Here is a 24328-nt window from a genome sequence, read left to right as displayed (position 1 = left end):
ATTACATAGGAAATTAAACACAGCCTCTACAATCACTCAAAAAAAACAAGATACAAACCAGAAATTCACATTTTCAATAATTCGAAAATAAAAAGTAATACTGAATTTAACCTGAACAAACGCCAAAATAATGACTCATAATTCATCTTATAGCGAAAAAATAAACAAACTTAAAAAATGCTACCAAGTCATTCATGCAATTTTAAATCACAACCTTTATTCCAAAATCGAAATCACTGTCACCATATATCTGATTTTATGTTGATTTTAAACATCAAATGCAATAAGAATATTAACCTTTATAACCATACACTTAGCACCTTAAGTAAGTCACTTAATAAAAAACAACTCGCCATTTAAATGACACACCAGCGCCAGAAGTACAACATTATAATATTATTCTTAAAAATTTAAGTCTCATTCTCTTTAACGCACTACTCTTTAGAATAATGCGTGCTTATCTATACAACAGAGCCTTTAAATAATGACAGCCAGAAAGGAATCACCATGACCGATACCACAATCTATAGTGATGACAGACAACAATGCGCCAAATTTCTCTATCGAGGATCGTTCGGACCTCAACAAGGCGAGATTGACCAACTACAGCAAAATGGCTTTGATGCTTGGCTTAACCAACAGTTTTCATCATCCCCCTCTTATCATTTACCTAAAGCACAAGCTTTTGCTCTTTTGACCAATGATGATGTGAACGACAACATGCGTCTTGGGGCATGGTGGCAATGTGCACTTGAAGCGAATGATCAACTACGTCAACGTATGGCCTATGCGCTAAGCCAAATTTTTGTAGTATCTAAACACGGCATAGGTAACCGACATGCCGGATTAGCCAATTACTACGATATTTTAGTCGAACACGCTTTTGGTAACTTTCGAGATATTCTAGAAAAAGTAACACTCAGCCCAATGATGGGCCGCTACTTAACGCTTGAAGGTAGTCAAAAAGCCAACCCAGATAAAAATACCTTTCCAGACGAAAACTATGCAAGAGAAGTCATGCAGCTTTTCTCGTTAGGGTTATGGAAGTTACGCGGTAACGGGAAACCTAAGCTTGATACTAAAGGAAATAAAATTCCGACTTACACCCAGCATGATGTAGAAGAGCTGGCGCGGGTGCTTACTGGCTGGCGCCGTACAAACGATTTAGCCCCTATGTATGCCGATAACAACAGACATGATACAGACGAAAAAATTGTACTGAGAACACGTTTTGCAGCAGGTCAAAGTGCCGAGCAAGATCTGCAACAAGCACTCGATGTATTATTTAACCATGCTAATACCCCCATGTTTATTGCAAACCTATTGATTAAGCGTTTTGTAACCAGTAACCCACGTAACGGTTATATTTCACGAGTGGCAAAAGCGTTCAAAGATAACGGTGAAGGTATACGAGGAGATCTTCAAGCAACACTAAAAGCCGTACTAACCGATGCTGATGTCTTTAAGGGTAGATCAAATGCTGCAGGCAATGGACGTAAAGCCAGCAAACAGCACTTTGGCTTATTAAAAGAGCCTATTATTACCGTTGCCAACCAAGCTCGTGCATTGAATATGACATCCGTCGGTGAGCGTTGGTGGAACTTTCAAGGAACAGAAAATAATTTAGGGCAAGCACCACTCGCCGCTTCCAGTGTTTTCAACTTCTACACCTCAGATTTTGCCCCTCAAGGTGAAATTGCCGATCTTGACCTGACAGCACCAGAATTCAACATACTGACAACCGATATAATGCGACGGATCCACAACCGCTTCTGGAGTAATATTCTTGCCTACAAAAACACAAAAGATAATCATTGGGTTTGGAATCGTTCTGAGTATGAACAACTTGAAGCATCACCAACAGATTATGTTGCACTAATTAACGAGCGATTTTTTGGGGGCTTAATGTCTGATGAACTAGCGGCCTATCTAACCGATATGCTAATCAACAAAATAAGCCCAACACAAATAGATAATCGAATTCAAAGCACACTGTATGTTGCTGTTACATCACCTGAATTTTTCTGCCAGGAGTAATCACATGAAATTATCTCGTCGACACTTCTTAAAAGGCAGTGCAGCATTAAGTGCAACAACCGCAGCAGCAACACTTCCTTCAATCACTTCTGCCGCTGATATAACAACAGCGCCATCAGATCATAAAGCATTAGTCTGCGTATTTTTGTTTGGCGGAAATGATGCTTACAACATGGTTGTGCCAGTAACAGACAACGCCTATACCAACTACCTTGCTGCGCGGCCTGATCTAGGACTAAAACTAGACGAAATCAACACAACAGGTTTACTAACAGACAATGATATTGAGGTTGGTCTTCATCATGCGATGTCATCATTACTGCCGTTATTTCAAAATGGTCAAGCCACTGCGTTAGTCAACACAGGCCAGTTAATACAACCAACAACGCGCAGTTTAATCGACCAACATATCGTAGAGCTGCCTGAGTTTTTAATGGCCCACAACATGCAGCAAGAAATGTGGCAGTCAGGTGCAAAAAACTTGGCTAACCCATTAGGTTGGGCGGGTCGTATGATGGATATGTTAGGTTCAAGTGGCGACATATCACCTTTAATATCGATAGGCAGCGATAAAAAGCTATTACGCAGTAAAAATGCAAATCAAACCATCATCAGCAGTGCTGGGGTTGGCAATTACAATGGAATGAATATCGATGTACGTATTGATGGTTACTTTAACCACTTTACCCAACGCGATTACAACAACCTATACATGCGAAACTATTCTGACCGCATGGAAAAGAGTATCGCTGAAAACGAAGCATTAAAAGTCATTCTCGATAAACACCCTGCTAACGCAGAATACCCTGAAGGTGGCTTAGCCTCGCAACTAAAAATGGTCGGACGTTTAATCAAAGCGCGTGGTGATCTAACCCACCAACGACAAGTGTTCTTTGTTGGTATGGGCGGTTTTGATACCCACAAAGATCAAAAAGTGCCACATCATAATCTATTAGCACAACTGAGTGATTCTCTTGCTGCGTTCAATACCGATATGGAAAATGAAGGATTAGCAGAGCAAGTTACCTGCGTCACTATGTCTGATTTTGGGCGACGTGTGCAAGCAAATGCGTCGGGTACCGATCATGGTTGGGCTGGGCATCAAATAGTCACAGGCGGTGCGATATCAGGCGGAAAAGCCTACGGACAATGGCCAGATCTCAGCCTAAACAGTGAAAATGACTATAACAAAGGACGTATCATTCCGGGTATTGCAGCCGACCAAGTTAACGCTTCACTGTGTAAATGGTTTGGGCTTAATGACGCTCAAATACTGGAGTTATTCCCTAACCTTGTACATTTCGAGCCTCGTTATATCGATTTTATTTAACAAACAAAGGGGGGTATTTTCTTCTTGGCAAAAAGAATATACCCCCCTTTTCTCAAATCACTTTAGGCCGTGTTGAGTTACGCTAAATCATCTTTCGTTACACTCACACCTTTGATCTGTGCATATACTTCATCACCGACTTTTAATGCTAATTCATCTGCAGCCCAAAGCGTTATATTCGCCCAAAGATGAGTTTCACCAACTCGCAGTTTAATCTCTACTTTTTGATCATCTTTAATGTGGTGAATTTTATCAATACGAGCCAGTAACACATTTCGAATACTGGTTTGTTCTGGTTTCACTCTTGTTAAAGAAACATCGTTTGAGTGGATACGTACTCTTATCCACTCACCCCGTTCTTGATTCAGTCGGCTCACCCACAAATAGGCGTTATGGCTAAGCATAACTTGCGTTAACGCATATTTAGGGTGATTGAGATTTACACGGGCTGTTAACAGCGAACTTTGCTCTTTTGCCGGTAACCAAGGTCGCATTTCAAGCGAGCCCCACACGCTATTAACATTACCAGAAACGACAACCTTCCCTTGGTTGATCATTACCATGTGATCAGCCAAACGTAATATCTCATCAAGACTGTGGGTAACGTATACAATCGGAGTATTCACTTCTTTCGCTAACATTTCAAGGTATGGCATTAGCTCTTGTTTACGCGGTAAATCTAACGATGCTAATGGTTCATCCATTAAAAGCATGTCTGGCTTTATCAGTAATGCTCGCCCAATCGCCACCCGCTGTTTTTCCCCACCCGATAAAGAAGACGGGTAACGATTTAATAAATGTTCGATACCTAACAAGGTCACAATATCATTGAAATGCTCAGGATCTTTGTGGTCGCACCCGTAATGTAAATTTCCCATTACCGTGTAGTGAGGAAATAATCGAGCATCCTGAAATACGTAACCAATACGTCGCTTTTCGGGCGGCAGAAAAATATTATTCGCACTGTCGTATAACACTCGTTTTCCCAACGATATGCAGCCTTCATCAGGGCGGGTTAACCCACTTAGAATATTAATAAGGGAGGTTTTTCCTGCACCAGAACGACCGAATATAGACGTAATACCTTGCATCGGTAGATCGACATTCATATCAAGATCAAGATCACCAAGTTTCTGCTTTACGTTTATGGTCAACACATCATTAATAATACGATCTTGTTTTTTAACTGTAGCTACGTGTAATGGCGACATTTTCTGACTTGTTAGCATGCTGCCTCCAAACGCTTTCGAGCAATACGCGATAACCATTCAGACACAACCAATGAAGCCAGTGCAATAACAATAGCGATAATACAGAGACGAGCAGCTTCATTTTCAGCACCTGGTGTTTCAATAAAGGAATACATCGCAAGTGGAATAGTTTGTGTTTCACCTGGAATATTCGACACAAAAGTAATCGTGGCACCAAACTCACCCAAAGCACGAGCAAAAGCCAAAATTGTTCCCGTCAAAATGCCCGGTAATGCTAAGGGTAGCGTTATGGTGAAAAAGATTTTTAACGGGCTAGCGCCCAGAGTGCGTGCCGCTTGTTCAAGTTTTATATCTACACTTTCTAAGCCTAATCGAATTGAACGCACCATTAACGGAAAAGAAACCACCGCCACAGCTAACGCAGCCCCGCGCCAACTAAAGCTAAACGTAAGCCCGAACCATTCATATAACCATTTCCCGATCACACCTTGGCGACCCATGGTAAGCAAAAGCACATAGCCAATAACCACAGGTGGTAGCACTAAAGGAAGATGTATTAATCCATCTAACATCGACTTACCAATAAACTGGCAACGAGCCAACACCCAAGCACATAAAATACCAAATGGCAGGCTAAACAACACCGCTATGCCTGCAATTTTCAAGCTCAGTAATAGTGCTTGTAACTCATATTCAGTTAACACTCAATTTTAACCCCAACATCATTTTTCAACATAAACGATTATTTATTTACACCAAAGCCGTACTCAGTAAACACATCAATCGCCTGTTTAGACTGAAGGAATTGATAAAAGTCGATGACTGCTTTTCGTGACTTATCTTTAACAATAGCAACAGGGTATTCAATAGGTACATGCGATGATTCAGGAATATCAGCAACAATTTTCACTTTGGTAGAGATTAACGCATCGGTCTTATACACCATGCCAAGTAATGCTTCTTCGCGCTCTACCAATGCAAGTGCCCCTCTCACATTGTTCGCTCTTGCTAACAAAGGTTCAGCTTGTTGCCATAATCCTAAATTTTCTAGCGACTCTTTTGTATAGCGCCCTGCAGGAACATGTGCGGGATCCCCTGTTGCTAAACGAGTTCCATCTAAAGCTTGTTTTATATTCCAAGAAGCGCTGATAATTACATGATCATCAGGATAAGACTTAGGTGCAACCATTACTAATGAATTAGTTAATAACTGGTGTCGAAAATCAGCATCAATCACGCCTTGTTCAAACACATAATCCATCCATTTATTATTAGCAGATAAGTAAATATCTGCAGGTGCACCTTGCGCAATTTGGCGGGCTAACGTCGAAGATGACGCGAAGGACATTGCCGTTTTCACTCCAGTTTCATCTTGATATATATCCGCAATCTCGTTCATTGCATTGGTTAATGACGATGCCGCAAAAATCGTTACTTTTTCAGCAGCATAAACGGGCGTAATTGAAGAAAAGGCCGCTGCAAATGAAACAACTAACACGCTAAGTTTCTTACTTACCCACATACCCTATCCTCTAGTATTTAATAATTCGATATATACCTTACTACATATCGATATTAAAAACGAACGATCTCACTACGTTTAGTGGTTAGCTGCTGCTTAAAAAGAAGCATTTTGATACTTTGATGGTATAACTTCGTATAATTTTAACGTTACAAACAAAAAGAGACGGCTAATTTAACCTCAGATCAGGATAATTGAAGCCGCTCAGCAGTGCCCTTTAGCGCCTCACTGCATTAAAATCATCGCAATAGACTAATCGTTTGAAACTAATTAATTTTTGACTTTCTTATCCTGAGTTGAGGCTAATTTAGCTAATGTCAAGTAAACCCAGCGAATACTAGAGACTTCATTGGGTAATGACTCAACTTGGTTTAGTAACAAAGGAGCAGTTCGTGAGATTGAAATGAAGCTAAAAAAAAACCAGTTTTTAAACTGGGGATTTGTGTATAAGAAACAGCCGTAAGGTCCATCCATTGCTAATTATAACACCGAAAATATTATAAAAATCCTGGAGAAAAAAAATAAGCAACATATATAATTGTAATATTACCAAACCAATTCGATGATAATCAACATGACAAAAATAACTATGTGATAATTAACTCTGGCCAAGAAGTTAATAAGCTAGTGGATAATTTATGATTTCAGTTCTATTTAAATCCCCCCCTTATGCAATAAAAGTATCGTAACATACATTTAAGCATTTCACTTTGGATGATGAAAAGACCATTGTGTCGGTGTCTTTTCATCACCAAAGGTAACGGCTATGACCAACAATTCTAATAAGGTACGTATTGAAGAAGATCTACTAGGTGAACTGGAAATTCCGTCATCAGCTTATTACGGGATCCACTCTCTGCGCGCCTATGAGAACTTTTCTATCTCATCGATGACAATTTCAGATGTACCTGAGTTTGTTCGCGGTATGGTTTTTACCAAAAAAGCAGCCGCCAGAGCAAACATGGAACTAGGCACTATCCCTAGCGATGTTGGCAAGTACATTATTGAAGCCTGCGACTTGATCATCGATACCGGCAAATGCATGGATCAGTTTATCTCAGATGTATACCAAGGCGGTGCCGGTACTTCCGTCAACATGAATGCCAATGAAGTAATCGCCAATGTGGCACTGGAACTGAAAGGTCACGAAAAGGGCAAGTACCACATCATCAACCCGAACGATCATGTGAACAAGAGCCAGTCGACCAACTGCGCCTACCCAACAGGATTTCGTGTTGCTGTATATAACAGCATCATCAAGATGATCGGCTCAATCGAATATCTTCAAGCAGCCTTCGATGCAAAAAGCGAGGAGTTCCAGGGCACCCTGAAAATGGGCCGTACCCAACTGCAAGACGCCGTACCAATGACTGTGGGTCAGGAGTTTCATGCTTTCAGCATCTTGCTAAAAGAAGAAATCAAAAACCTGAAGTATGCAGCCTCTCTGCTTCTGGAAGTGAACCTTGGTGCTACTGCTATCGGTACTGGTCTTAACGCACCTGCGGGTTACCAGGAGCTGGCTGTAAAATACCTTGCCGAAGCAACCGGACTCGACTGTGTACCGTCTGAAGATCTGATTGAAGCCACTTCTGACTGTGGTGCCTATATTACCGTTCACGCTGCGCTAAAACGTCTGGCAGTCAAACTGTCTAAGGTCTGTAATGACCTGCGCCTGCTTTCTTCCGGCCCACGAACCGGTCTTAACGAACTAAACTTGCCTGAAATGCAGGCCGGCTCTTCGATTATGCCAGCCAAGGTTAACCCGGTTATTCCTGAAGTGGTAAATCAGGTTTGCTTTAAAGTTATCGGCAACGATACGACAGTCACATTTGCCGCTGAAGCCGGTCAGCTACAGCTCAATGTGATGGAACCGGTGATCGGTCAGGCTATTTTTGAATCTATTCAATTGCTGAACAATGCTTGTATTAACCTTGCCGACAAATGCATCAAAGGGATCACCGTAAACAAAGAAGTGTGCGAAAGCTTCGTCTATAACTCTATCGGTATCATTACCTACCTGAACCCGTTTATTGGCCACCACGAAGGTGATATTGTCGGTAAAATCTGTGCTGATTCAGGTAAAAGTGTTAAAGAAGTGATATTGGAACGCAAGCTACTAGCAGAAGAGCACTTGGACGAAATATTCTCCGTGCAGAACTTGATGCACCCTGAATACAAAGCAAAACTATATAACTAATATAGATTAGAAATAACACCAACAATAAAAGGGCTAGATACTAGCCCTTTTAATTAATTCTTTCCCTTAGCTTGCATTGAGTCTATATATTCCAAATAAACGCTTTCATGCTTGATGGAAGTTTAAACCTCACCTGTTAATTAGCCATTCAACTCTTTTATCGGGCTTACTTTACTTAACTCGTTCCACATAGCTTCGCATGATGAGTGCAGCTTAGAATAATAGCGATAAACATACAGTTCTAATGGAACTGGCTCTCTCTCTGTTAATATTTTCAATTGGCCAGATGCTAACTCTTCCTTTATTGCATAATCAGGAAGCCAACTAATTCCTTTACCTTGCAAAACTAAAGCCTTAATAAAATCAGTCATTGATGACGAGCAGACCGTATTAGAAGTAAGTTTACTATTGGCTCGATGAAGTGCTCTTCCCATATAGCTCTCAGGAGTATAATCCAGACATGGGACATCATCATTATTTGCTAGGTCATAGAGCGTATTTCCACTTTCATCCACAGCTGAAACGCAATACAAAAAACTACGGCCAAGATATATAGAACGATACGGTGCAACTTGCAGCCTGTCTTCATAAAATGAAAATAAGAAATCACACTTACCATCTATAAGCAATTCAACGGCATCATCAACTTCATTCGCCACAACAGATAAATTGGTATTCAGCTTAGGGCTAAACAGGCTTGAATGCAGTTTGGGCAACAAACTGATGGAAATAGAATGCGCAGCACTTAACCGCACCGTATGTCGGCCAAGAAATGAGCACCCAGCTAAACGACTAACTTCTTCATCTATTTGATGAATAATAGATTGCGCCGTGGTTTTAAACTGCTTCCCGCACAACGTCAGTTCGATAGGTGATTTACTGCGATCAATCAAGACTAAACCTAATTCTGCTTCAAGCGATTTTATTCGTCGGCTAAATGCAGGTTGAGTAACATTGCGGACAGTAGCTGCATGGGAAAAATTTTGTAGTTCAGCAAGAATAAGAAAATCTTGTAGCCATTTTGTTTCTATATTTTTCATTAATCTTCCTCAATACTATAAATTCTACTGTCGTCATAATCCCAAAATCACCTTTTATGAAAACAAGTGCTTATATAGAGTTATATGCCATTAGCCGGTGGCAGTAAGGATCAATTAGTTATGAACATTTGTCTATTAAGTTGGTCGCATACTTTAAATTTAGTCTGATGCTTATTAATAACCAAGCCTTTCTTTTCAGCATTTCCCAAGAATGACAGATAATAATAATATCCAGCTGCAACATTATAAAAAAAACACAGCCATTGTATTAACAAGTGCAATGAGTGATAAGAACAGATCAAACATTAACTTCTCAATCCAAATTAGAAACAAGTCAACATATTATTATAAGAAACTCGTATCCTAATAAATTAAAGGTCAATAAAATGAACTTAATCATTAAATTACTGTGTGGAATATTAGTAGGCATACTGATGGGTATGTTTGCACCAGATGTACTTATTCAATGTCTTGTTACTGTAAAGTATTTAGTTAGCCAATTAATTAAATTTACCATCCCCTTATTAATACTCTTCTATGTCACCAGCGGTATAGCAAGCCTGCCAAAAAACTCTGGAAAACTATTGAGTAAGACAGTTGGCCTTGCTTATATGTCAACATTAGGTGCTGGTATTTTTGCGTTCATGGTAGCCAAGAACCTATTCCCTATTTTACTTGAGGGGGCAGGCCAACTGCCCGAGGCTCAAACCGCTCTCGATCCATTTTTAGCAATTCAGATCCCGCCACTAATGAACATCATGACGGCGTTGACTATTGCCTTCATGTTTGGTCTGGGTATATCCACGACCGGAGCTGATCAGCTGAAAAAAGTCAGTGATCAGGGCCGTGATATCATTGAACTGTTTTTAAATAAAGTATTAATTCCGGCACTACCTTTTTATATCGCTGGTGTATTTGCCGATATGACAGTAAAAGGTACCGTATTTGCCACTTTGCAAACCTTTAGCCTAGTGTTACTTGCTGTCGTCGCCATGCACTGGGTTTGGTTAACCTTCCAGTTCATCACTACAGGTATTGCTATACAGCAATCCCCACTAAAGATCCTTCGCACCATGATGCCAGCCTACTTTACCGCTGTTGGTACCATGTCTTCTGCTGCGACCGTTCCGGTCACTTTGCAACAAACTAAACGCAATGGCGTATCAAATTCAATTGCCAATTTTGTCGTGCCATTGTGTGCCAACATCCATATGTCAGGCTCGGTGATCAGTATCGCAAGTGTAGCTGTAGCAGTCATTCTTATGACAGGTGCAGGTTCTGTACCTAGTCTGCTCGAAGCCCTACCGTTTATCGCGATGTTAGGTATCACTATGGTTGCGGCACCGGGTGCGCCAGGTGGTGCAGTTATGGCTTCTGTCGGCTTGCTTGGCTCAATGCTTGGCTTTACCGAAGAAATGATTGCACTGCAAATTGTTCTTCACTTAGCACAAGACAGTTTTGGTACCGCCTGTAATGTGACCGGTGATGGCGTGATTGCCCTGTTGATTGACAAGATGTCTGGCGAAGCAGAAGAAGGATTGGAGCTGGTAGAAGAAACAATCTAATCAGGCTTTAATTTACTCATTGAATATCACAATAAGAGTTGTTTCAGGCAACTCTTATTTTAAAGATAAACAGGATCGCGGTTAAATGTACGAAAATAATAAAACGTTATACCTCCCTTATGCAGGCCCTACTCTGCTAGAAAATGCCCTACTCAACAAAGGCAGTGCATTTTCGCCGGAAGAGAGACAAAACTTCAGCCTGATGGGACTGCTACCAGCAGCAATTGAGTCCATTACCGAACAGGAAGAAAGAGCATACAGCCAATATCAAACTTTCAATGATGATATGGATAAGCATATCTACCTGCGCAATATTCAAGACACCAACGAGACTCTCTACTATCGTTTGATTGATAATCATATCGAAGAGATGATGCCGATCATTTATACCCCGACGGTAGGTGCTGCTTGCGAAAAATTTTCCAATATTTATCGTCGTGGCCGTGGTCTGTTCCTTGGCTACCCCGATAAAGGCAACATCGTTGACATCTTAAACAACGCCGCTCGTCAGGATGTGAAGATTATCGTTATTACCGATAGCGAACGTATTCTTGGTCTGGGCGACCAAGGCATTGGCGGCATGGGTATTCCTATCGGCAAACTGGCCCTATATACCGCTTGTGGTGGTATCAATCCTGCCAACACCTTGCCAATCGTATTGGATGTTGGCACCAATAATACTCAACTTTTATCAGACCCTATGTATATGGGATGGCGTCATCCACGCATTACCGGGCAGGAATATGATGACTTTGTAGAAGAATTTATTCAGGCAGTAAAGAGCCGCTGGCCAAATGCATTAATTCAGTTCGAAGATTTTGCTCAGAAAAATGCCATGCCTCTACTCAACCGTTATAAAGATAAAGTGTGCTGCTTCAATGATGATATTCAAGGAACAGCCGCTGTTACCGTAGGCAGCTTACTTGCCGCCTGCAAGGCCGCCGGTTCCGAGCTTTCCGAACAACGTATTACTTTTGTTGGTGCTGGTTCTGCTGGTTGCGGGATTGCTGAGGCCATTGTGGCACAGATGATCGCCGAAGGGCTAAGTGACAGTGCTGCGCGCGCGCGTATCTTTATGGTTGACCGCTGGGGACTACTGACCGACAACATGCAAAACCTGCTAGACTTTCAACATAAGTTAGCCCAGAAAAGTGCCACCGTCAGTCAGTGGAATGAGACTGGTAACATTTCGCTGTTAGATGTAGTACGTAATGGCGAGCCAACAGTCCTGATCGGAGTTTCCGGTGTTCCCGGCCTATTCAGCCAAGAGGTGATCATGGAAATGCATGCCCACTGTAAGCATCCAATTGTGCTTCCTCTATCAAACCCTACCAGCCGCGTTGAAGCAACACCTTCAGACATTATTCGCTGGACAGAAGGTGATGCACTGATCGCAACAGGCAGCCCATTTGATCCTGTTATTTTTAATGACAAAACCTATCCTATCGCCCAGTGCAACAACAGTTATATTTTTCCTGGCATTGGCCTTGGTGTTCTGGCATCCGGTGCGAACCGTGTCACGGATGAAATGTTGATGGAGAGTAGCCGTGTTTTAGCCGAATGTTCACCACTTGCCCAAAATGGCAATGGTGCTTTGCTGCCTCCTTTAGAAGATATCCATCAGGTTTCTCACTGTATTGCTCTGGCCGTGGCTAAAAAAGCTGTTGAGCAAAATAAAGCGCCTCAACGTACAAAAGAGCAATTACTTGAAAAAATAGAAAGTTCTTTCTGGAAGCCGGAATACTTAAAGTACAAGCGTACTGCGCTATAAGAGCCTCTTAATGCTAGGGGGAGAGAATTTACACACAAAAACGGAATGCACTTGATAGTTGATTTCGGGTTGTAACTAATAAAAAGAGGCTGCTATTTTAATCAGCGGCCTCTTTAATACCAAGATACTAATGGGTATAAGCCTTACTTGGCTTCGATTGCTTGTTGAATTGCAGGGCCAATCTGACGCTTACGTGATGTAACACCATCAAGAGATAACCACCCTTCTTTAACATCACCGTCGAACGCTAATATTGCTACAGACAAATCAGCAGAATCAATCCACAAAAGGTTAGCACGCTTATTCTTGGTGTCGGTTACAGAGAAAAAGAGGTGATCAAGTTGATTAGCCTCTTTATATGACTTCATGGCTGTTACAAACTCATCACGTCGATCAAGCAATTGCTGGGCGGTTAATGTTTCAGCAACACCAATACCCACTTTCTTACCACCAAATTCGAAGTTTTTATAATCCATTGTCAGGATATCTTCAGCACTAACATGGCTTAGGTCAGATTTAGCTTCCAGCATTTTTTGACCAAACACTTCTATATCTTTAATACCAGCTTGTAATGCCATTTTTTCAGCGTAAGTACGGTCATATTGGGTGGTTGTAGACGATTGGAAAACAACAGTATCGGATAGAATACCCGCTAGAGTTGTACAAGCAACAGACTTTGGTAATTGAAGATTTAAACTTTCAGCGCGATCAGCCAAAATGGTAGCAGCAGAACCCCATGCTCGAATATCAATTGCAGCAACTTGAGACATATTAACGGGTTTTCCACCAATAGCGTGGTGATCGATAATGGCAACAATACTGCTTTCATTTATGCTTTTATGCAGTTGCGTTTTTTGATTAAAATCGACTAAGCCTACGGCTTTCTGACTAAAATCATTCAACTGTATTGGCGCTACTGCTTGGCAATATTCCAAGACAAATTGGCTTTCAGGATTAATAGCTTCTGGTACAGTAGCTGTACCACCATAAATATGAGCCGCAAGTATTGCTGAGGTCATCGTATCTGTATCTGGGCTTAGGTGTCCCGTCCATACCAAATTATCAGTGTTATTTTGTGAAGGGGCAGACAATTCAAATGCTGTTGCACTAGAACTTGCAAGCACCATTAACACGAGCAGTTTGTTCATCTTCATGATTCATTCCATTACATCATTAAATTTTGTAGATGGAATATATGCGCTTTTTATGACATTTAAATGAAACAAATGCTAGTTATATAGAATGAACCCAATACTCTGTTTATAAACAAGTTAATACTTTACTTTTAAAATAACATCACGTTTATTTACTTATAAAAAAAGCCGCTATTTGCGACCTTTGTAGATTCAGAATAAACGAGATAACGATAACGTAGCTACATTACACTTTTAATGTAATTAAGCGCACCCGTTATCGCAGCAACTTGTGCGTTATTACACTCATCATCATTAACCAGCGGGCTATCAGGGTAAACTTCAGTCGTTGTCGCATACGTACAATCAGTAAAACCACTACACAGCCCTAACGCTTTGGTTGCGTAGTTAATAACACCCTCTTGCGTTATAGGCTCGCCAATGATGTTGCCATCTGCATCTGCAGGAGCAATATGAGTCACTTTTCTTACTGATTCAATAATGGCTTTTTGAAATGCATCCATTGGGTTTTCAGCATCACCCACTAAATAAAAACCATCAGGAATAATGTCTGCGTCATACTCAATACCATTACGAGCAGCCAATGCAGGCCTAAATTCAGACTCATCAGAATCAGTCGTTTCATGTAAATCAATATGCGCCATAATACTTACATCAAGTGAGGCTACAAATTGCATTAAAGCAGCCGATTCTTCTGAAGGGCTATCTTTATAAAACGAACGATTAGGATCGATAGTGTTTGGATTCCATCGATTAATAATTTCGTAACCCCAAGGGCTAACACACGGTGCAACAACAATATTAAATGTGTCGCTGTAGTTCTGTACTTCAGTTTCTAGAAATTTAATTGCACCGTGTACGCCGCTTGTCTCATAGCCATGCACGCCACCTGTGACTAAAATTGTCGGCTTAGTCAGATCCCACTCTAATGATTTAACAGCATAAAGTGGATATTTTTCGACATCGTAAGAAAGCGCACCGTATTGAACCAGCTCTAAGTTTTTTTTAAGGGGCTCAAGTTTAGTAACCACTTCCTCAAGGTAAGAACGCTCTATCGTCTGGTTTGCTAACCAAGCCGCTTTTTCTTCTGCTTCCCATTTTTTTCCAGGAGTACCAATCGGATATACTAAGCCAGTCATTGTTTTTCCTTTTTATAATCGTTTTTACAACAGCTAAAGAGCATAAACATCCTTGTCGTTTTAGGCAATTGCTTTAATAAAATGACAAAAACACTCATATATACCTCAAAATGCTTGGTATAAAGGCCTAAAACACCCAACCTATCACTTAAAATTTATCCTTTACGAATACTTATTTAATCTTAACTAAAATAAATTGACCAAATCAGAGCGATTTAATTGCGAATACCTCCAAATGGTTTACATATTAGCCGGTTAGAAATGTAAGGGGTTTACAACACAATCTGTATTCACTATTATTCTTCGCATCAGGAGAGATGGCTGAGTGGTCGAAAGCACCGGTCTTGAAAACCGGCAAGGGTTTATAGCCCTTCTAGGGTTCAAATCCCTATCTCTCCGCCATATTAGTATTTAGGCGTAAGCGTGAATACAAACTGAATAAAGTGTGCCGACTTAGCTCAGTAGGTAGAGCAACTGACTTGTAATCAGTAGGTCACCAGTTCGACTCCGGTAGTCGGCACCATTTATTAGCAATCCCCCTGGAGGGGTTCCCGAGTGGCCAAAGGGATCAGATTGTAAATCTGACGGCTCTGCCTTCGAAGGTTCGAATCCTTCCCCCTCCACCATCTACAACTTTGTTACTTTGTAAGCGATACGCTTTTAAGTCACAAATTGCGTGCATCGTATAATGGCTATTACCTCAGCCTTCCAAGCTGATGATGCGGGTTCGATTCCCGCTGCACGCTCCAAACAACAACGAAGCCGCTCACTGAGCGGCTTTTTTTGTATCTGACCTTATCAGAACCCTATTTTTCTTTATCGCTACCAACAACAAACTAATACTCAGGATTATATAAGACTCGTCAACATCTCATCTGAATATTCAACTAATTCTTTCCCATCACGAACACGCTCTACATAATCAGGGTTGGCAATAAATGGTCGACCAATCGCAAGCAGATCAAATTTATCATCCGAAATTGCTTTACTACCTGTTTCAGCAGTAAAACTGCCGACACCCACTAACGTCTTGCTATAAATGCTGCGAACATAACTTGAAGCTCGACCCCCTAAATAGTCAAACTCCATAGCATCATCGAAAATGCCAATATGTAGAAAAGCTAAATCACGTTTCTCTAGCTCAGGAACAAGGTAATCGAAAACATCACGGTCACGGCTGTCACCTTTCATATTGAAATACGCACCAGGTGATACACGTAACGCCGTTCTGTCATTGCCGATACGAGCAACTATGGCATCAACCACTTCAAGTGCGAAACGCGACATATTTTCAGGAGTCAGCCCATATTCATCACTTCGGCGGTTACTGTCGTGATGTAAGAATTGATCAATTAAATAACCGTTTGCACCGTGGATTTCAACACCATCAAAACCTGCGTCAATAGCATTAGCCGCAGCTTGAGAATAATCACTAACTAATTGAGCAATCTCCTTAAGCGTTACAGCCTTTGGTGTTTGGTAAGTCAGCTCGCGCATTCTAGGTACACTTCCTTCAACACCTACTGCAGAAGGTGCCATGACATCTTGATTGCCTGTTGCTTGATAAAAGTGTGGGTGTGCTACACGACCAGTATGCCAAAGCTGTGCAAAAATTTTGCCACCGTTTTGATGTACTGCATTAGTTACTGTTCTCCAGCCGTCAATTTGTGCCGGAGTAAATAAACCTGGGGTATTAGGATAACCTTGACCGTCAGGGCGAATGACCACTGCTTCTGAAATGATTAACCCCGCCTCGCCTCGACGACCATAGTAATCAGCCATATCTTGGGTCGGTATTAATTCATCATCTGCCATACAACGAGTCAGCGGTGCCATGAGAATGCGATTTTTTAAAGATAAAGTCTTATTAAGAGCATAAATTTGAAATAAGTTAGCTGTCATAGCAACCTCTGTTTCTTGAATGAGCATTCAAGATATGCTTTTTTGAATGCTCATTCAAGAGCTTTTTTGAATATACGTTCAAAATTGGTTACAATGAACTTCACTTGTACAATATTACTCAGATATAAAGAGTCCCAACAAGAGTTACTAACTAGCCATGCGAGTTGCAGAATTTAATAGAGAACAGGTACTTAGATCTGCTATGACCTCCTTTATGGATAAAGGTTACGGTAAAACCAGTATGCAAGATCTGAAAAAAGCCACGGGGTTACACCCAGGCTCTATCTATTGTGCGTTCGAAAATAAGCGTGGCCTCCTCTTAGCAGCACTAGACCAGTACCATCAAGATAGAAATGCTGAGTTCACTGATTTTTTTTCAGGTCAAAGCCCAGTACTTATTGAGCTTAGATCCTATCTTGATAATATCGTTTTAGAATGTCAGAGCTGTGATGCCTCTCGGGCTTGTTTACTGACTAAGGCACTCAATGAAGTCGCTGAACAAGATGAAGAAGTACATGACATTATCACGCTTCATCTAGCTAACTGGCAGCAAGCAATTACTCAAGTGTTGCAAAAGGCAATTGATCAAAAAGAAATTATCAGCGAACGCAACGCCGATGCACGCGCACTTTATCTAATGATGGGTATATATGGTTTAAGAACATTCGCCCATACTCACCCTGAAGGTAATACCATAAAGAAGCTCGCCGAGCAGCTTTATCAAGATGTGTGTCGCTAGCGGATTCATTACTTAAAAACCAATACCTTACGATTAGAAAGCCATATTAAGATTATAGGAAAAAAACCACAGGAGAAATATGATGAAACCCACCCCACAAGCAAACGATCTTGCAATCAATGCTAAACCGAAGAAGAAACCAGCAACAAAAATAAATAAAGAAACTCCCCCAGACAAAAAGACAAAAGTAAGTGCCCGTAATCGTATTGAAGAAATTAAAGCACAGCAGGAATGGGAAAAGGAATGGGGAATATAACTATAATAAAACCAGAGCCGCACAATCGGGTTTTCACAAAGTTATAATTAATGTTCAGGCGTAATGACTTCCAAACACAATAAGGCTAACCATGCGTCGAATTCATCCCAAACAGATAAATATTTTGGATTGTCGAACAGTCCATTTTTAATCATTGACCACAGTTTCACGCCTGCAAAGCTTGGCTTCTTCACCTGATTTTCATTCTAAACAATCGATAATTATAAAGTTCGAAGTAGTAAGTAATGCCGCATACCGTAACCTACCATTCCAGTTTTCGACAATAGCGTTTACTTGAAATTTAACATACTTGTATGCATTGACTACGGAAAGTATAATAATTATCAGTAAGTTACTATCACTTACTGAATCACATTAAATGTCATATAGAATTATAAATTCTTGATCTATAGTAGTGATAGGTTTCAGCGATTTTTAGGGTATAGCATGTCAAAACGCATGGAAAAAGATGCAAGAAGAGAGCAGTTATTATCAACCGCTGTTTCCATTATAAAAGAGCGTGGCGCAGAAGCATTGACGCTAGCAACTGTTGCAGAGCAAGCTGGAGTAACAAAACCTATTGCTTATAACCATTTTGAAAACAAAGAAAATTTACTAAAGCAGATCTATCAAGATATTGATAATCGCTTAATTGAGTCAATACAAATAGCCAAACAATCAAGTAGTCAATCAATCACAGATACTGTATCCATTTTTTGTGAGTCATATTTTAATTGTATGTTGGAAAACTCAAAAATTTATGGGCTTACAATTGCTGCACTAAAATGCTATCCAAACAATGCAGCTCTCTCTAAAAACATTCAAGATTTCTTTGTGGATGCATATGCCGATATCTTTCAGCTACCAATTTCTGCTGATAACCACCAAAATCATTTAAAGCTCATCACAATTTATGGAGTCATAGAGTCTGTTGGTGAAGCAGCCATCTCTGGCCACATACCAAGAAATATCGCGTTAGCTTACTTGAAGGAAGAGGTTTACCACATCATTCTTAAATAGGATGTTAAAATACAGATATTGTTACTCCAGCGAACTTAATAAGATTCGCACCATTGTTATTATATGTGGGGCTTGCCCCCATCCACCGTTACGCTCACTAGCACTATTCCCTGCAGTTAAAGAGGCTTACTATAAAATTTGGCAAACCGCGATAATGAAAACTAAAATTACAACAAAATAACTATAACCTTAACGTCCCCATGATTTTAATCAAAGAATAACGAATAATTCAATCAACTAATCACGATCAATTATCCCTTATCGAAAAATACAATAAAAATCACACTTTACATAAGTTACCAATGGTAACATCCTCGTCATGGTAAGTTACCCTTAGTAATTTGCTATTTATAAATATTGATTGCTTTGAATGTAAATATATTAAAAGTAACCTTAAAATGACAATCTCCCATAAGAAATGGAGAGCTGGACTAATAAAAAACATTTAAAAATACTATCAATAGCTATTTTCATAATAAAACAATAAAAGTGAAGGTTTAAAATGGAACAATCTTCTATATGGTTAGATTTATTATCTAACCAATTGATATCGTCGTGGTTATTAGTCGGAAGTGTCGTGGGCGTTGCACTGATTATGGGGCTTTTTGTCTTAGTCAATGGAACGTCCAAGCTAGACGACGGCTTTAGCGGCAAGCTTATTCAACGCTGGTCAACTCGCAGCGTAATTATACATTGGTTCGGTGCAATACCTTGTATAATATTAATTTTCACGGGTATCATAATTGGTGCGGGCAAAGTAATCTTCGAACCGGGCGGTAGTATTTGGGCAGCAGCCGTTAAGCTCTCGGCAACATTACATGAATTAGCCGTATTCCCATTTATGATTGGTGCTTTCATCATGATTACCACGTGGTGGAAAAAACAATTATTTAGAAAGTACGATATTGACTGGTTTATAAAAGCCGGTGGTTATATTAATTTTGGTAAAAACCAGCATCCTGAAGCTGGTTTTGCTAATGGTGGTGAAAAACTCTGGTTTTGGGTATTTACAATAAACTTTATAATTCTTTCTTCTACTGGTCTTATGCTCTATTTTCCAGAGTTCGCTCCATCTCATGAATATGCACCTGCTATTATTTCCCTTCATATTATCTCTGCTATGGCTATCGGCGCTTTCGCCATTGTTCATATATTTATGGCAACCGTTATTTCTGAAGGCGGTTTAAGTAATATGACCTCTGGGAAGTGCGATGAGAACTGGGCAAAACAGCACCATAATCGCTGGTACAAAACATTAAATAAAAATAAGGCGAAATGAAATGGATAGACGTAAAGCGATTAAGCTGCTCGCTGGCGGTACTACCGTATCACTGGTATCGGCCTCTCCCGTCATTGCATCAGTAGTAGCCAGCAACTCAGAACAAGAAAACAAGAAGCTGGCGATGGTGATCGACCTGCGCCGCTGCAACGGCTGTAAAGCCTGCGTCACTGCCTGCGGTCATGAGAATGGTAACGAACCTGATGAGCACAGAACCCAAGTACTTCAAAGCAGTACTGAGATTAATGGCAAAGAGTATGTGCTTAATCTTCCCCTACTTTGCAATCAATGCGACAACCCAGTATGTACCAAAGTATGTCCGACTGGAGCCACATTTAAACGCAAAGAAGATGGAATTGTGGTGGTTGATTCCACTGGCTGTATCGACTGCAATTTCTGCGTTTACACCTGCCCTTATGACGGCGTGCGTTTCACCAACAGTAAAACAGGCACTGTAGACAAGTGTAATTTCTGCATTCAGCGCACCTCAAAAGGCTTCCTTCCTGCCTGCGTAGAAACCTGTACCGGAGGTGCTCGTGTCTTTGGTGATCTGAAAGATCCCGATAGTGACGTTTCCAAATTGCTCAAGAAGCATGAAGCGTTAGTTCTTCAGTCAGACAAGAACACCCAGCCTAACGTTTATTACATTGGCTTAACGGATACAGAAAGTGATCAGCCGTATAACCTAAATTCAGCACTTACATGGCAGCGTTAATTATGGATCGTAGACAATTTTTAAAAATGGGCGCCGCAACAACAATCACTGGCGGAATGGCTGGCATTTCTAAAGCAACTGCTGGCGAGAGTAATCAGGATATCAGCCGTTATGCACCATTAAGCGCCGAACCGGAATTTATTCTGGGTCCCGACAACAAGCTCACTAATAACCCAAACCAACGCTTTGCTTTTACTAAGTGTTTTGGTTGCTACAACGTTTGTGGTGCACGTATTCGCATCGACAATAATACCGATAAAATCCTGCGTGTCTGTGGTAACCCATACGCTCTATCCACCCAATCAGGAAATCCTGTTGCAATGGATGTATCCCCTCAAGAGGCGATGTTACAGCTCGTTGGTGAACAGGGAAATGAGAACCGAGCAACGCTTTGTGGCAGAGGTAACGCAGTCCCCGATGCCATTACCGATTCACGCCGCGTAACTCAATGCCTGAAGCGCATAGGTAAACGAGGCGAAAATCACTGGCAGTCTATCTCCTATGAACAACTAATTAAGGAAGTCGTTGAGGGTGGCAATCTATTTGGTGAAGGTCATGTTGAAGGTCTATCTGACATCTACGATGATAAAACAGTCGCCAATCCAGCCTATCCAGACTTTGGACCGAAAAAAAACCAGCTGCTAATGACAGGTTGCTCAGAAGATCCAGCCCGCTGGGGATTTTACAAGCGCTTCTCTGAAGCGTCTTGGGGTACACCAAACATAGGTAACAAAGACTCATATTGTGGCCACCAGCAAGTCGCAGGATGTGCACTTGGTGTAGAAGACGGGGCCAACAGCGGTGCACTGCCCACAACGGATTTTGAGCACTGTGAATTTGCTATTTTCATTGGTACTAATCCCGGACTTAGCGGAATCAGCCTAAACTCGGCTTCTAAGCGTTTGGCTGATGCTCGAACACAAAATCCTAACTTCAAATATGTAGTAATTGATCCGATTCTACGTTCACTCACTAACTCATCAACACCAGAAAATTGTGAGTGGATACCTATTCGCTCCAGCGGTGATACCGCCTTAATGCACGCAATGATGCAGTACATCATTAACAACGAGCGATATAATAAATCCTATCTAGCTTCATGTAGCCAAGAAGGTGCTTACAAGATTAGTGAAATCAACTATACCAACGCACCATATCTGGTCGTCACCGATAAAAAACACCCTCTATATCGTAAATTCTTGACTGCCGCAGCCTGTGGCAGAGGCGATACTGATACAAAAATGGTGATAGATGCCAAAAGCCAACAGCTAACAACGTCAGACAGTTCAGAGCCTTGTAACATCAAGTTCAGTGGAAAAGTAACGACGGAAGATGGTCAGGCAATCAAGGTTGAAACCGCCTTCTCGCTATTGGCAAAACGCGTCAATGAACATTCTATGGCCGATTACGCCGCCGAATGTCAGGTACCTGAAGCTAAGATCATAGAGCTTGCTAAAGAGTTCACTTCGCACGGTCGTCGCGTATCTATCGAAACCAATACCGGTTGTAACGCCAGCGATGGTAGTCAATTTGCTTTTGCCATGATCATACTCGCCACCCTCGTGGGAGCACATAATGCCAAGGGCGGCATGCTACACACTGGCAGTATGGGTTTTGAGAACACCTCACCTCTCTACGATATGATGGCCTTTGAACATGCACATCTTAGTGGCTTTAATGCTGAACGTTCGGGTGACTATCGTCAAAGTAATGAATTTAAAGAAAAAATCAAAAATGGAATCAACCCGTACCCATCTGATATGCCATGGAATGAAACCTTCATTCAGGACAACGCAGGAGAGCTACTCGTAGCCCATGCAAACGGTAATCCATTTAAGTTTAAGGCTTGGATTGCATGGGCAAACAACCCTCTTTATGCCTGCTCAGGCTTAAAAGACCAAGTAGAAGCATCTATCAAAGATCCTAAACAACTAGGATTGATCATCGCATCTGACCCTTACTTTAATGAAACCAATATCTACGCGGATTATTTCGTTCCGGATCTGGCTCAATACGAGCAATGGGGAGCCTCTCGTCAATGGGGAAGTGAGTTAATGGGTGATGTTGTGTCCTTCCCTATTATTACTCCTAAAACACCGCTCAATACCGAGGGCAACCGAGTGTGTATGGAGCAATTCCTAATCGATGTTGCGAAACAAATCAAACTGAATGGCTTTGGTGAAAATGCTTTCAAAGATACAACAGGTAACGCAAAAGCGATCAACACGCCAGAAGACTACTATATCCCTGTATTAGCTAATCTGGCACACAGTGACGAAGTACTGCCTACTCCAACAGAAGAAGACATTAAATTCACCAGTGTAGATCGCATTTATCCTCAGTTAAAAGAACGATTAAAGGCAGAAGAAATTGGACCAACCATGTTCTTATTCACACGGGGTGGTCGTTACCTTACGGTAGAAAGTCGATATGAAGGTGAATTCTTCAATGAAATGATGAGATGGGATGCTCAATTCCAAATATACAATGAAGGTCTAGCACACATCACCAACTTCCATTCAGGTGAATACCTTGATGGCTTGCCAGTATTTGACAAGCAAAGGTTCTGGGACGGCACCGCCATCCGCGATCTCTGGAGCGAAAATGAGTATCCATTCTACTTCTCGACGTTCAAGCATCAGCTGCGCAGCCCGTATTCCGTGACACTCAAGAGCATCACAGCCCTCGGTGAGTCAAACTTTATTCAGATGAATGAAAACGATGCGAAAAAATATGGATTGAAGACGGGTGACAAAGCACGAATAGCCACACCCAAAGGTGCCGCAATTGAGGGTATCGTTCAGGCAGATACTACCGTCGCGAAAGGCTGTATCGCAGTGCCACTTGGATATGGCCATACCGCTTTTGGCGCGAGCGATATCACTATTGATGGTAAAACCCTTACGGGGATTCCTGAAAGGAAGGGGGGTATGGCGGTGAATGCCTTTAACGCCGTAGACCCAACCCGAAAAGGCGCCAGTTTGTATCGCGACGTGACCTTTGGCTCTACCGCTCGCCATGGTATCCCGATGAAAATCGAGAAGGTGTAACTTAATAAATCACAATAAATTCATGGACTAATTTTTTGTCTTAGTTTTAGTTTTAGTTTTAGTTTTAGTTTTAGTTCATAATAAGAAAGGCTCGCAAAATCTGCGAGCCTTTATCATTGCTAAATCTATTGAGTTAGTCTAATTCCCTACACAACCAATTTGTTCTACAGGGGTTACAGGTGGCTACTCTTTAAATGTTGCTAACTACGACACTCTTCGGGTTGTGTAGAGAGGAACCAACTAAGTACTCAGCGTTGTGCAAAAGAGTAAACTACATAGAAGTGATCTTCAGCCCCTTGGTTTCGTTAGTATGGGTGGATAGCCTTTTACAACATTCATTCGGGTCTGAGCTATTTCACCGTCTTTATTTTCAGACACTAAAGGCGTAATCTAAAAAAAAC

19 protein-coding genes and 4 tRNA genes are annotated in these 24328 nt (G+C 41.2%); 15 read left to right on the top strand and 8 right to left on the bottom strand.

The window, feature by feature from the left end:
- Positions 1–507: 507 nt before the first annotated feature.
- Positions 508–2037: a DUF1800 domain-containing protein gene (locus C9J48_RS22145; RefSeq protein ID WP_006230112.1), complete on the top strand. Its 1530-nt coding sequence runs from the start codon at positions 508–510 to the stop codon at positions 2035–2037.
- A gap of 4 nt (positions 2038–2041) precedes the next feature.
- Positions 2042–3367, top strand: coding sequence for a DUF1501 domain-containing protein (locus tag C9J48_RS22140; RefSeq protein ID WP_006230113.1), 1326 nt, complete (start codon positions 2042–2044; stop codon positions 3365–3367).
- A 77-nt stretch (positions 3368–3444) separates the two neighbouring features.
- On the opposite strand, the gene modC is transcribed toward C9J48_RS22140, so the two are convergent.
- Genes modC through modA form a run of 3 tightly spaced genes read right to left on the bottom strand, consistent with a single transcriptional unit; the run spans position 3445 to position 6100 of the window.
- Entirely contained in the window at positions 3445–4578 is a 1134-nt protein-coding gene (gene modC / locus C9J48_RS22135) for a molybdenum ABC transporter ATP-binding protein ModC (protein ID WP_373456052.1), read from the bottom strand.
- An 11-nt stretch (positions 4579–4589) separates the two neighbouring features.
- A complete protein-coding gene (gene modB, locus C9J48_RS22130) occupies positions 4590–5282 on the bottom strand; it encodes a molybdate ABC transporter permease subunit (protein ID WP_006230115.1) in 693 nt (230 codons plus the stop codon).
- Positions 5283–5320: 38 nt separating this feature from the next.
- Positions 5321–6100: a molybdate ABC transporter substrate-binding protein gene (gene modA, locus C9J48_RS22125; protein ID WP_006230116.1), complete on the bottom strand. Its 780-nt coding sequence runs from the start codon at positions 6098–6100 to the stop codon at positions 5321–5323.
- 766 nt (positions 6101–6866) lie between these two features.
- On the opposite strand from modA, the gene aspA reads away from it, so the two are divergent.
- Positions 6867–8297: an aspartate ammonia-lyase gene (aspA, locus tag C9J48_RS22120; RefSeq protein ID WP_006230117.1), complete on the top strand. Its 1431-nt coding sequence runs from the start codon at positions 6867–6869 to the stop codon at positions 8295–8297.
- A gap of 140 nt (positions 8298–8437) precedes the next feature.
- On the opposite strand, the gene C9J48_RS22115 is transcribed toward aspA, so the two are convergent.
- The gene (locus tag C9J48_RS22115; protein WP_006230118.1) at positions 8438–9337 is read right to left on the bottom strand and encodes a LysR substrate-binding domain-containing protein; all 900 of its coding nucleotides are present in this window, start codon (positions 9335–9337) and stop codon (positions 8438–8440) included.
- Between the two features lie 386 nt (positions 9338–9723).
- Here C9J48_RS22115 and C9J48_RS22110 point away from each other — a divergent pair, with 386 nt between their 5' ends.
- A complete protein-coding gene (locus C9J48_RS22110) occupies positions 9724–10902 on the top strand; it encodes a dicarboxylate/amino acid:cation symporter (RefSeq protein ID WP_006230119.1) in 1179 nt (392 codons plus the stop codon).
- 85 nt (positions 10903–10987) lie between these two features.
- On the top strand, positions 10988–12673 hold the full coding sequence (locus C9J48_RS22105; protein ID WP_006230120.1) for an NAD-dependent malic enzyme: 1686 nt from the start codon (positions 10988–10990) through the stop codon (positions 12671–12673).
- A gap of 143 nt (positions 12674–12816) precedes the next feature.
- Here the strand turns inward: C9J48_RS22105 and C9J48_RS22100 are convergent, their stop codons facing one another.
- Positions 12817–13827 carry a manganese-dependent inorganic pyrophosphatase gene (locus C9J48_RS22100; RefSeq protein ID WP_006230121.1) on the bottom strand — a complete coding sequence of 337 codons (1011 nt, stop codon included), beginning with the start codon at positions 13825–13827 and terminating at the stop codon, positions 12817–12819.
- Between the two features lie 221 nt (positions 13828–14048).
- Positions 14049–14966 (bottom strand): M14 family metallopeptidase, encoded by a 918-nt coding sequence (locus C9J48_RS22095; protein WP_006230122.1) that lies wholly within the window; start codon positions 14964–14966, stop codon positions 14049–14051.
- A gap of 311 nt (positions 14967–15277) precedes the next feature.
- Between C9J48_RS22095 and C9J48_RS22090 the strand changes: the two genes are divergently transcribed.
- The 4 genes from C9J48_RS22090 to C9J48_RS22075 all read left to right on the top strand — a co-directional run bounded on the left by C9J48_RS22090 (position 15278) and on the right by C9J48_RS22075 (position 15715).
- Positions 15278–15368 (top strand) — tRNA-Ser (locus C9J48_RS22090).
- Between the two features lie 45 nt (positions 15369–15413).
- A tRNA-Thr gene (locus C9J48_RS22085) sits at positions 15414–15489 on the top strand.
- Positions 15490–15507: 18 nt separating this feature from the next.
- Positions 15508–15592 (top strand) — tRNA-Tyr (locus C9J48_RS22080).
- A gap of 48 nt (positions 15593–15640) precedes the next feature.
- Positions 15641–15715 (top strand) — tRNA-Gly (locus tag C9J48_RS22075).
- Between the two features lie 100 nt (positions 15716–15815).
- Here the strand turns inward: C9J48_RS22075 and C9J48_RS22070 are convergent.
- Complete coding sequence (locus C9J48_RS22070) at positions 15816–16868, bottom strand: alkene reductase (protein WP_036803096.1); 1053 nt, start codon at positions 16866–16868, stop codon at positions 15816–15818.
- A 157-nt stretch (positions 16869–17025) separates the two neighbouring features.
- Between C9J48_RS22070 and C9J48_RS22065 the strand changes: the two genes are divergently transcribed.
- Complete coding sequence (locus C9J48_RS22065; RefSeq protein WP_036802729.1) at positions 17026–17607, top strand: TetR/AcrR family transcriptional regulator; 582 nt, start codon at positions 17026–17028, stop codon at positions 17605–17607.
- Between the two features lie 79 nt (positions 17608–17686).
- Positions 17687–17863, top strand: coding sequence for a hypothetical protein (locus tag C9J48_RS28000; RefSeq protein WP_165481764.1), 177 nt, complete (start codon positions 17687–17689; stop codon positions 17861–17863).
- Between the two features lie 47 nt (positions 17864–17910).
- Here C9J48_RS28000 and C9J48_RS27995 read toward each other — a convergent pair whose 3' ends face one another.
- Positions 17911–18057, bottom strand: a complete 147-nt coding sequence (locus C9J48_RS27995; RefSeq protein WP_006230126.1) for a hypothetical protein — start codon at positions 18055–18057, stop codon at positions 17911–17913.
- A 253-nt stretch (positions 18058–18310) separates the two neighbouring features.
- Here C9J48_RS27995 and C9J48_RS22060 point away from each other — a divergent pair, with 253 nt between their 5' ends.
- The 4 genes from C9J48_RS22060 to C9J48_RS22045 all read left to right on the top strand — a co-directional run bounded on the left by C9J48_RS22060 (position 18311) and on the right by C9J48_RS22045 (position 23927).
- Positions 18311–18883 (top strand): TetR/AcrR family transcriptional regulator, encoded by a 573-nt coding sequence (locus C9J48_RS22060; RefSeq protein ID WP_006230127.1) that lies wholly within the window; start codon positions 18311–18313, stop codon positions 18881–18883.
- 502 nt (positions 18884–19385) lie between these two features.
- Positions 19386–20162, top strand: coding sequence for a formate dehydrogenase subunit gamma (locus C9J48_RS22055; protein ID WP_006230128.1), 777 nt, complete (start codon positions 19386–19388; stop codon positions 20160–20162).
- A gap of 1 nt (position 20163) precedes the next feature.
- A complete protein-coding gene (locus C9J48_RS22050) occupies positions 20164–20877 on the top strand; it encodes a 4Fe-4S dicluster domain-containing protein (protein WP_006230129.1) in 714 nt (237 codons plus the stop codon).
- A 2-nt stretch (positions 20878–20879) separates the two neighbouring features.
- Positions 20880–23927 (top strand): tetrathionate reductase subunit A, encoded by a 3048-nt coding sequence (locus C9J48_RS22045; protein WP_242610812.1) that lies wholly within the window; start codon positions 20880–20882, stop codon positions 23925–23927.
- Positions 23928–24328 lie beyond the last annotated feature (401 nt).

This window comes from Photobacterium profundum (genome assembly GCF_003026285.1).
GTDB lineage: Bacteria > Pseudomonadota > Gammaproteobacteria > Enterobacterales > Vibrionaceae > Photobacterium > Photobacterium profundum.
This window is presented reverse-complemented; position numbering and strand designations above follow the sequence as displayed.

Bases quoted from the DNA above. Each gene is read 5' to 3' on its own strand.
- C9J48_RS22145 (WP_006230112.1), top strand. From the start codon at position 508: ATGACCGATACCACAATCTATAGTGATGACAGACAACAATGCGCCAAA.
- C9J48_RS22140 (WP_006230113.1), top strand. From the start codon at position 2,042: ATGAAATTATCTCGTCGACACTTCTTAAAAGGCAGTGCAGCATTAAGT.
- modC (WP_373456052.1), bottom strand. From the start codon at position 4,578: ATGTCGCCATTACACGTAGCTACAGTTAAAAAACAAGATCGTATTATT.
- modA (WP_006230116.1), bottom strand. From the start codon at position 6,100: ATGTGGGTAAGTAAGAAACTTAGCGTGTTAGTTGTTTCATTTGCAGCG.
- aspA (WP_006230117.1), top strand. From the start codon at position 6,867: ATGACCAACAATTCTAATAAGGTACGTATTGAAGAAGATCTACTAGGT.
- C9J48_RS22115 (WP_006230118.1), bottom strand. From the start codon at position 9,337: ATGAAAAATATAGAAACAAAATGGCTACAAGATTTTCTTATTCTTGCT.
- C9J48_RS22110 (WP_006230119.1), top strand. From the start codon at position 9,724: ATGAACTTAATCATTAAATTACTGTGTGGAATATTAGTAGGCATACTG.
- C9J48_RS22105 (WP_006230120.1), top strand. From the start codon at position 10,988: ATGTACGAAAATAATAAAACGTTATACCTCCCTTATGCAGGCCCTACT.
- C9J48_RS22100 (WP_006230121.1), bottom strand. From the start codon at position 13,827: ATGAAGATGAACAAACTGCTCGTGTTAATGGTGCTTGCAAGTTCTAGT.
- C9J48_RS22095 (WP_006230122.1), bottom strand. From the start codon at position 14,966: ATGACTGGCTTAGTATATCCGATTGGTACTCCTGGAAAAAAATGGGAA.
- C9J48_RS22070 (WP_036803096.1), bottom strand. From the start codon at position 16,868: ATGACAGCTAACTTATTTCAAATTTATGCTCTTAATAAGACTTTATCT.
- C9J48_RS22065 (WP_036802729.1), top strand. From the start codon at position 17,026: ATGCGAGTTGCAGAATTTAATAGAGAACAGGTACTTAGATCTGCTATG.
- C9J48_RS28000 (WP_165481764.1), top strand. From the start codon at position 17,687: ATGATGAAACCCACCCCACAAGCAAACGATCTTGCAATCAATGCTAAA.
- C9J48_RS22060 (WP_006230127.1), top strand. From the start codon at position 18,311: ATGTCAAAACGCATGGAAAAAGATGCAAGAAGAGAGCAGTTATTATCA.
- C9J48_RS22055 (WP_006230128.1), top strand. From the start codon at position 19,386: ATGGAACAATCTTCTATATGGTTAGATTTATTATCTAACCAATTGATA.
- C9J48_RS22050 (WP_006230129.1), top strand. From the start codon at position 20,164: ATGGATAGACGTAAAGCGATTAAGCTGCTCGCTGGCGGTACTACCGTA.
- C9J48_RS22045 (WP_242610812.1), top strand. From the start codon at position 20,880: ATGGATCGTAGACAATTTTTAAAAATGGGCGCCGCAACAACAATCACT.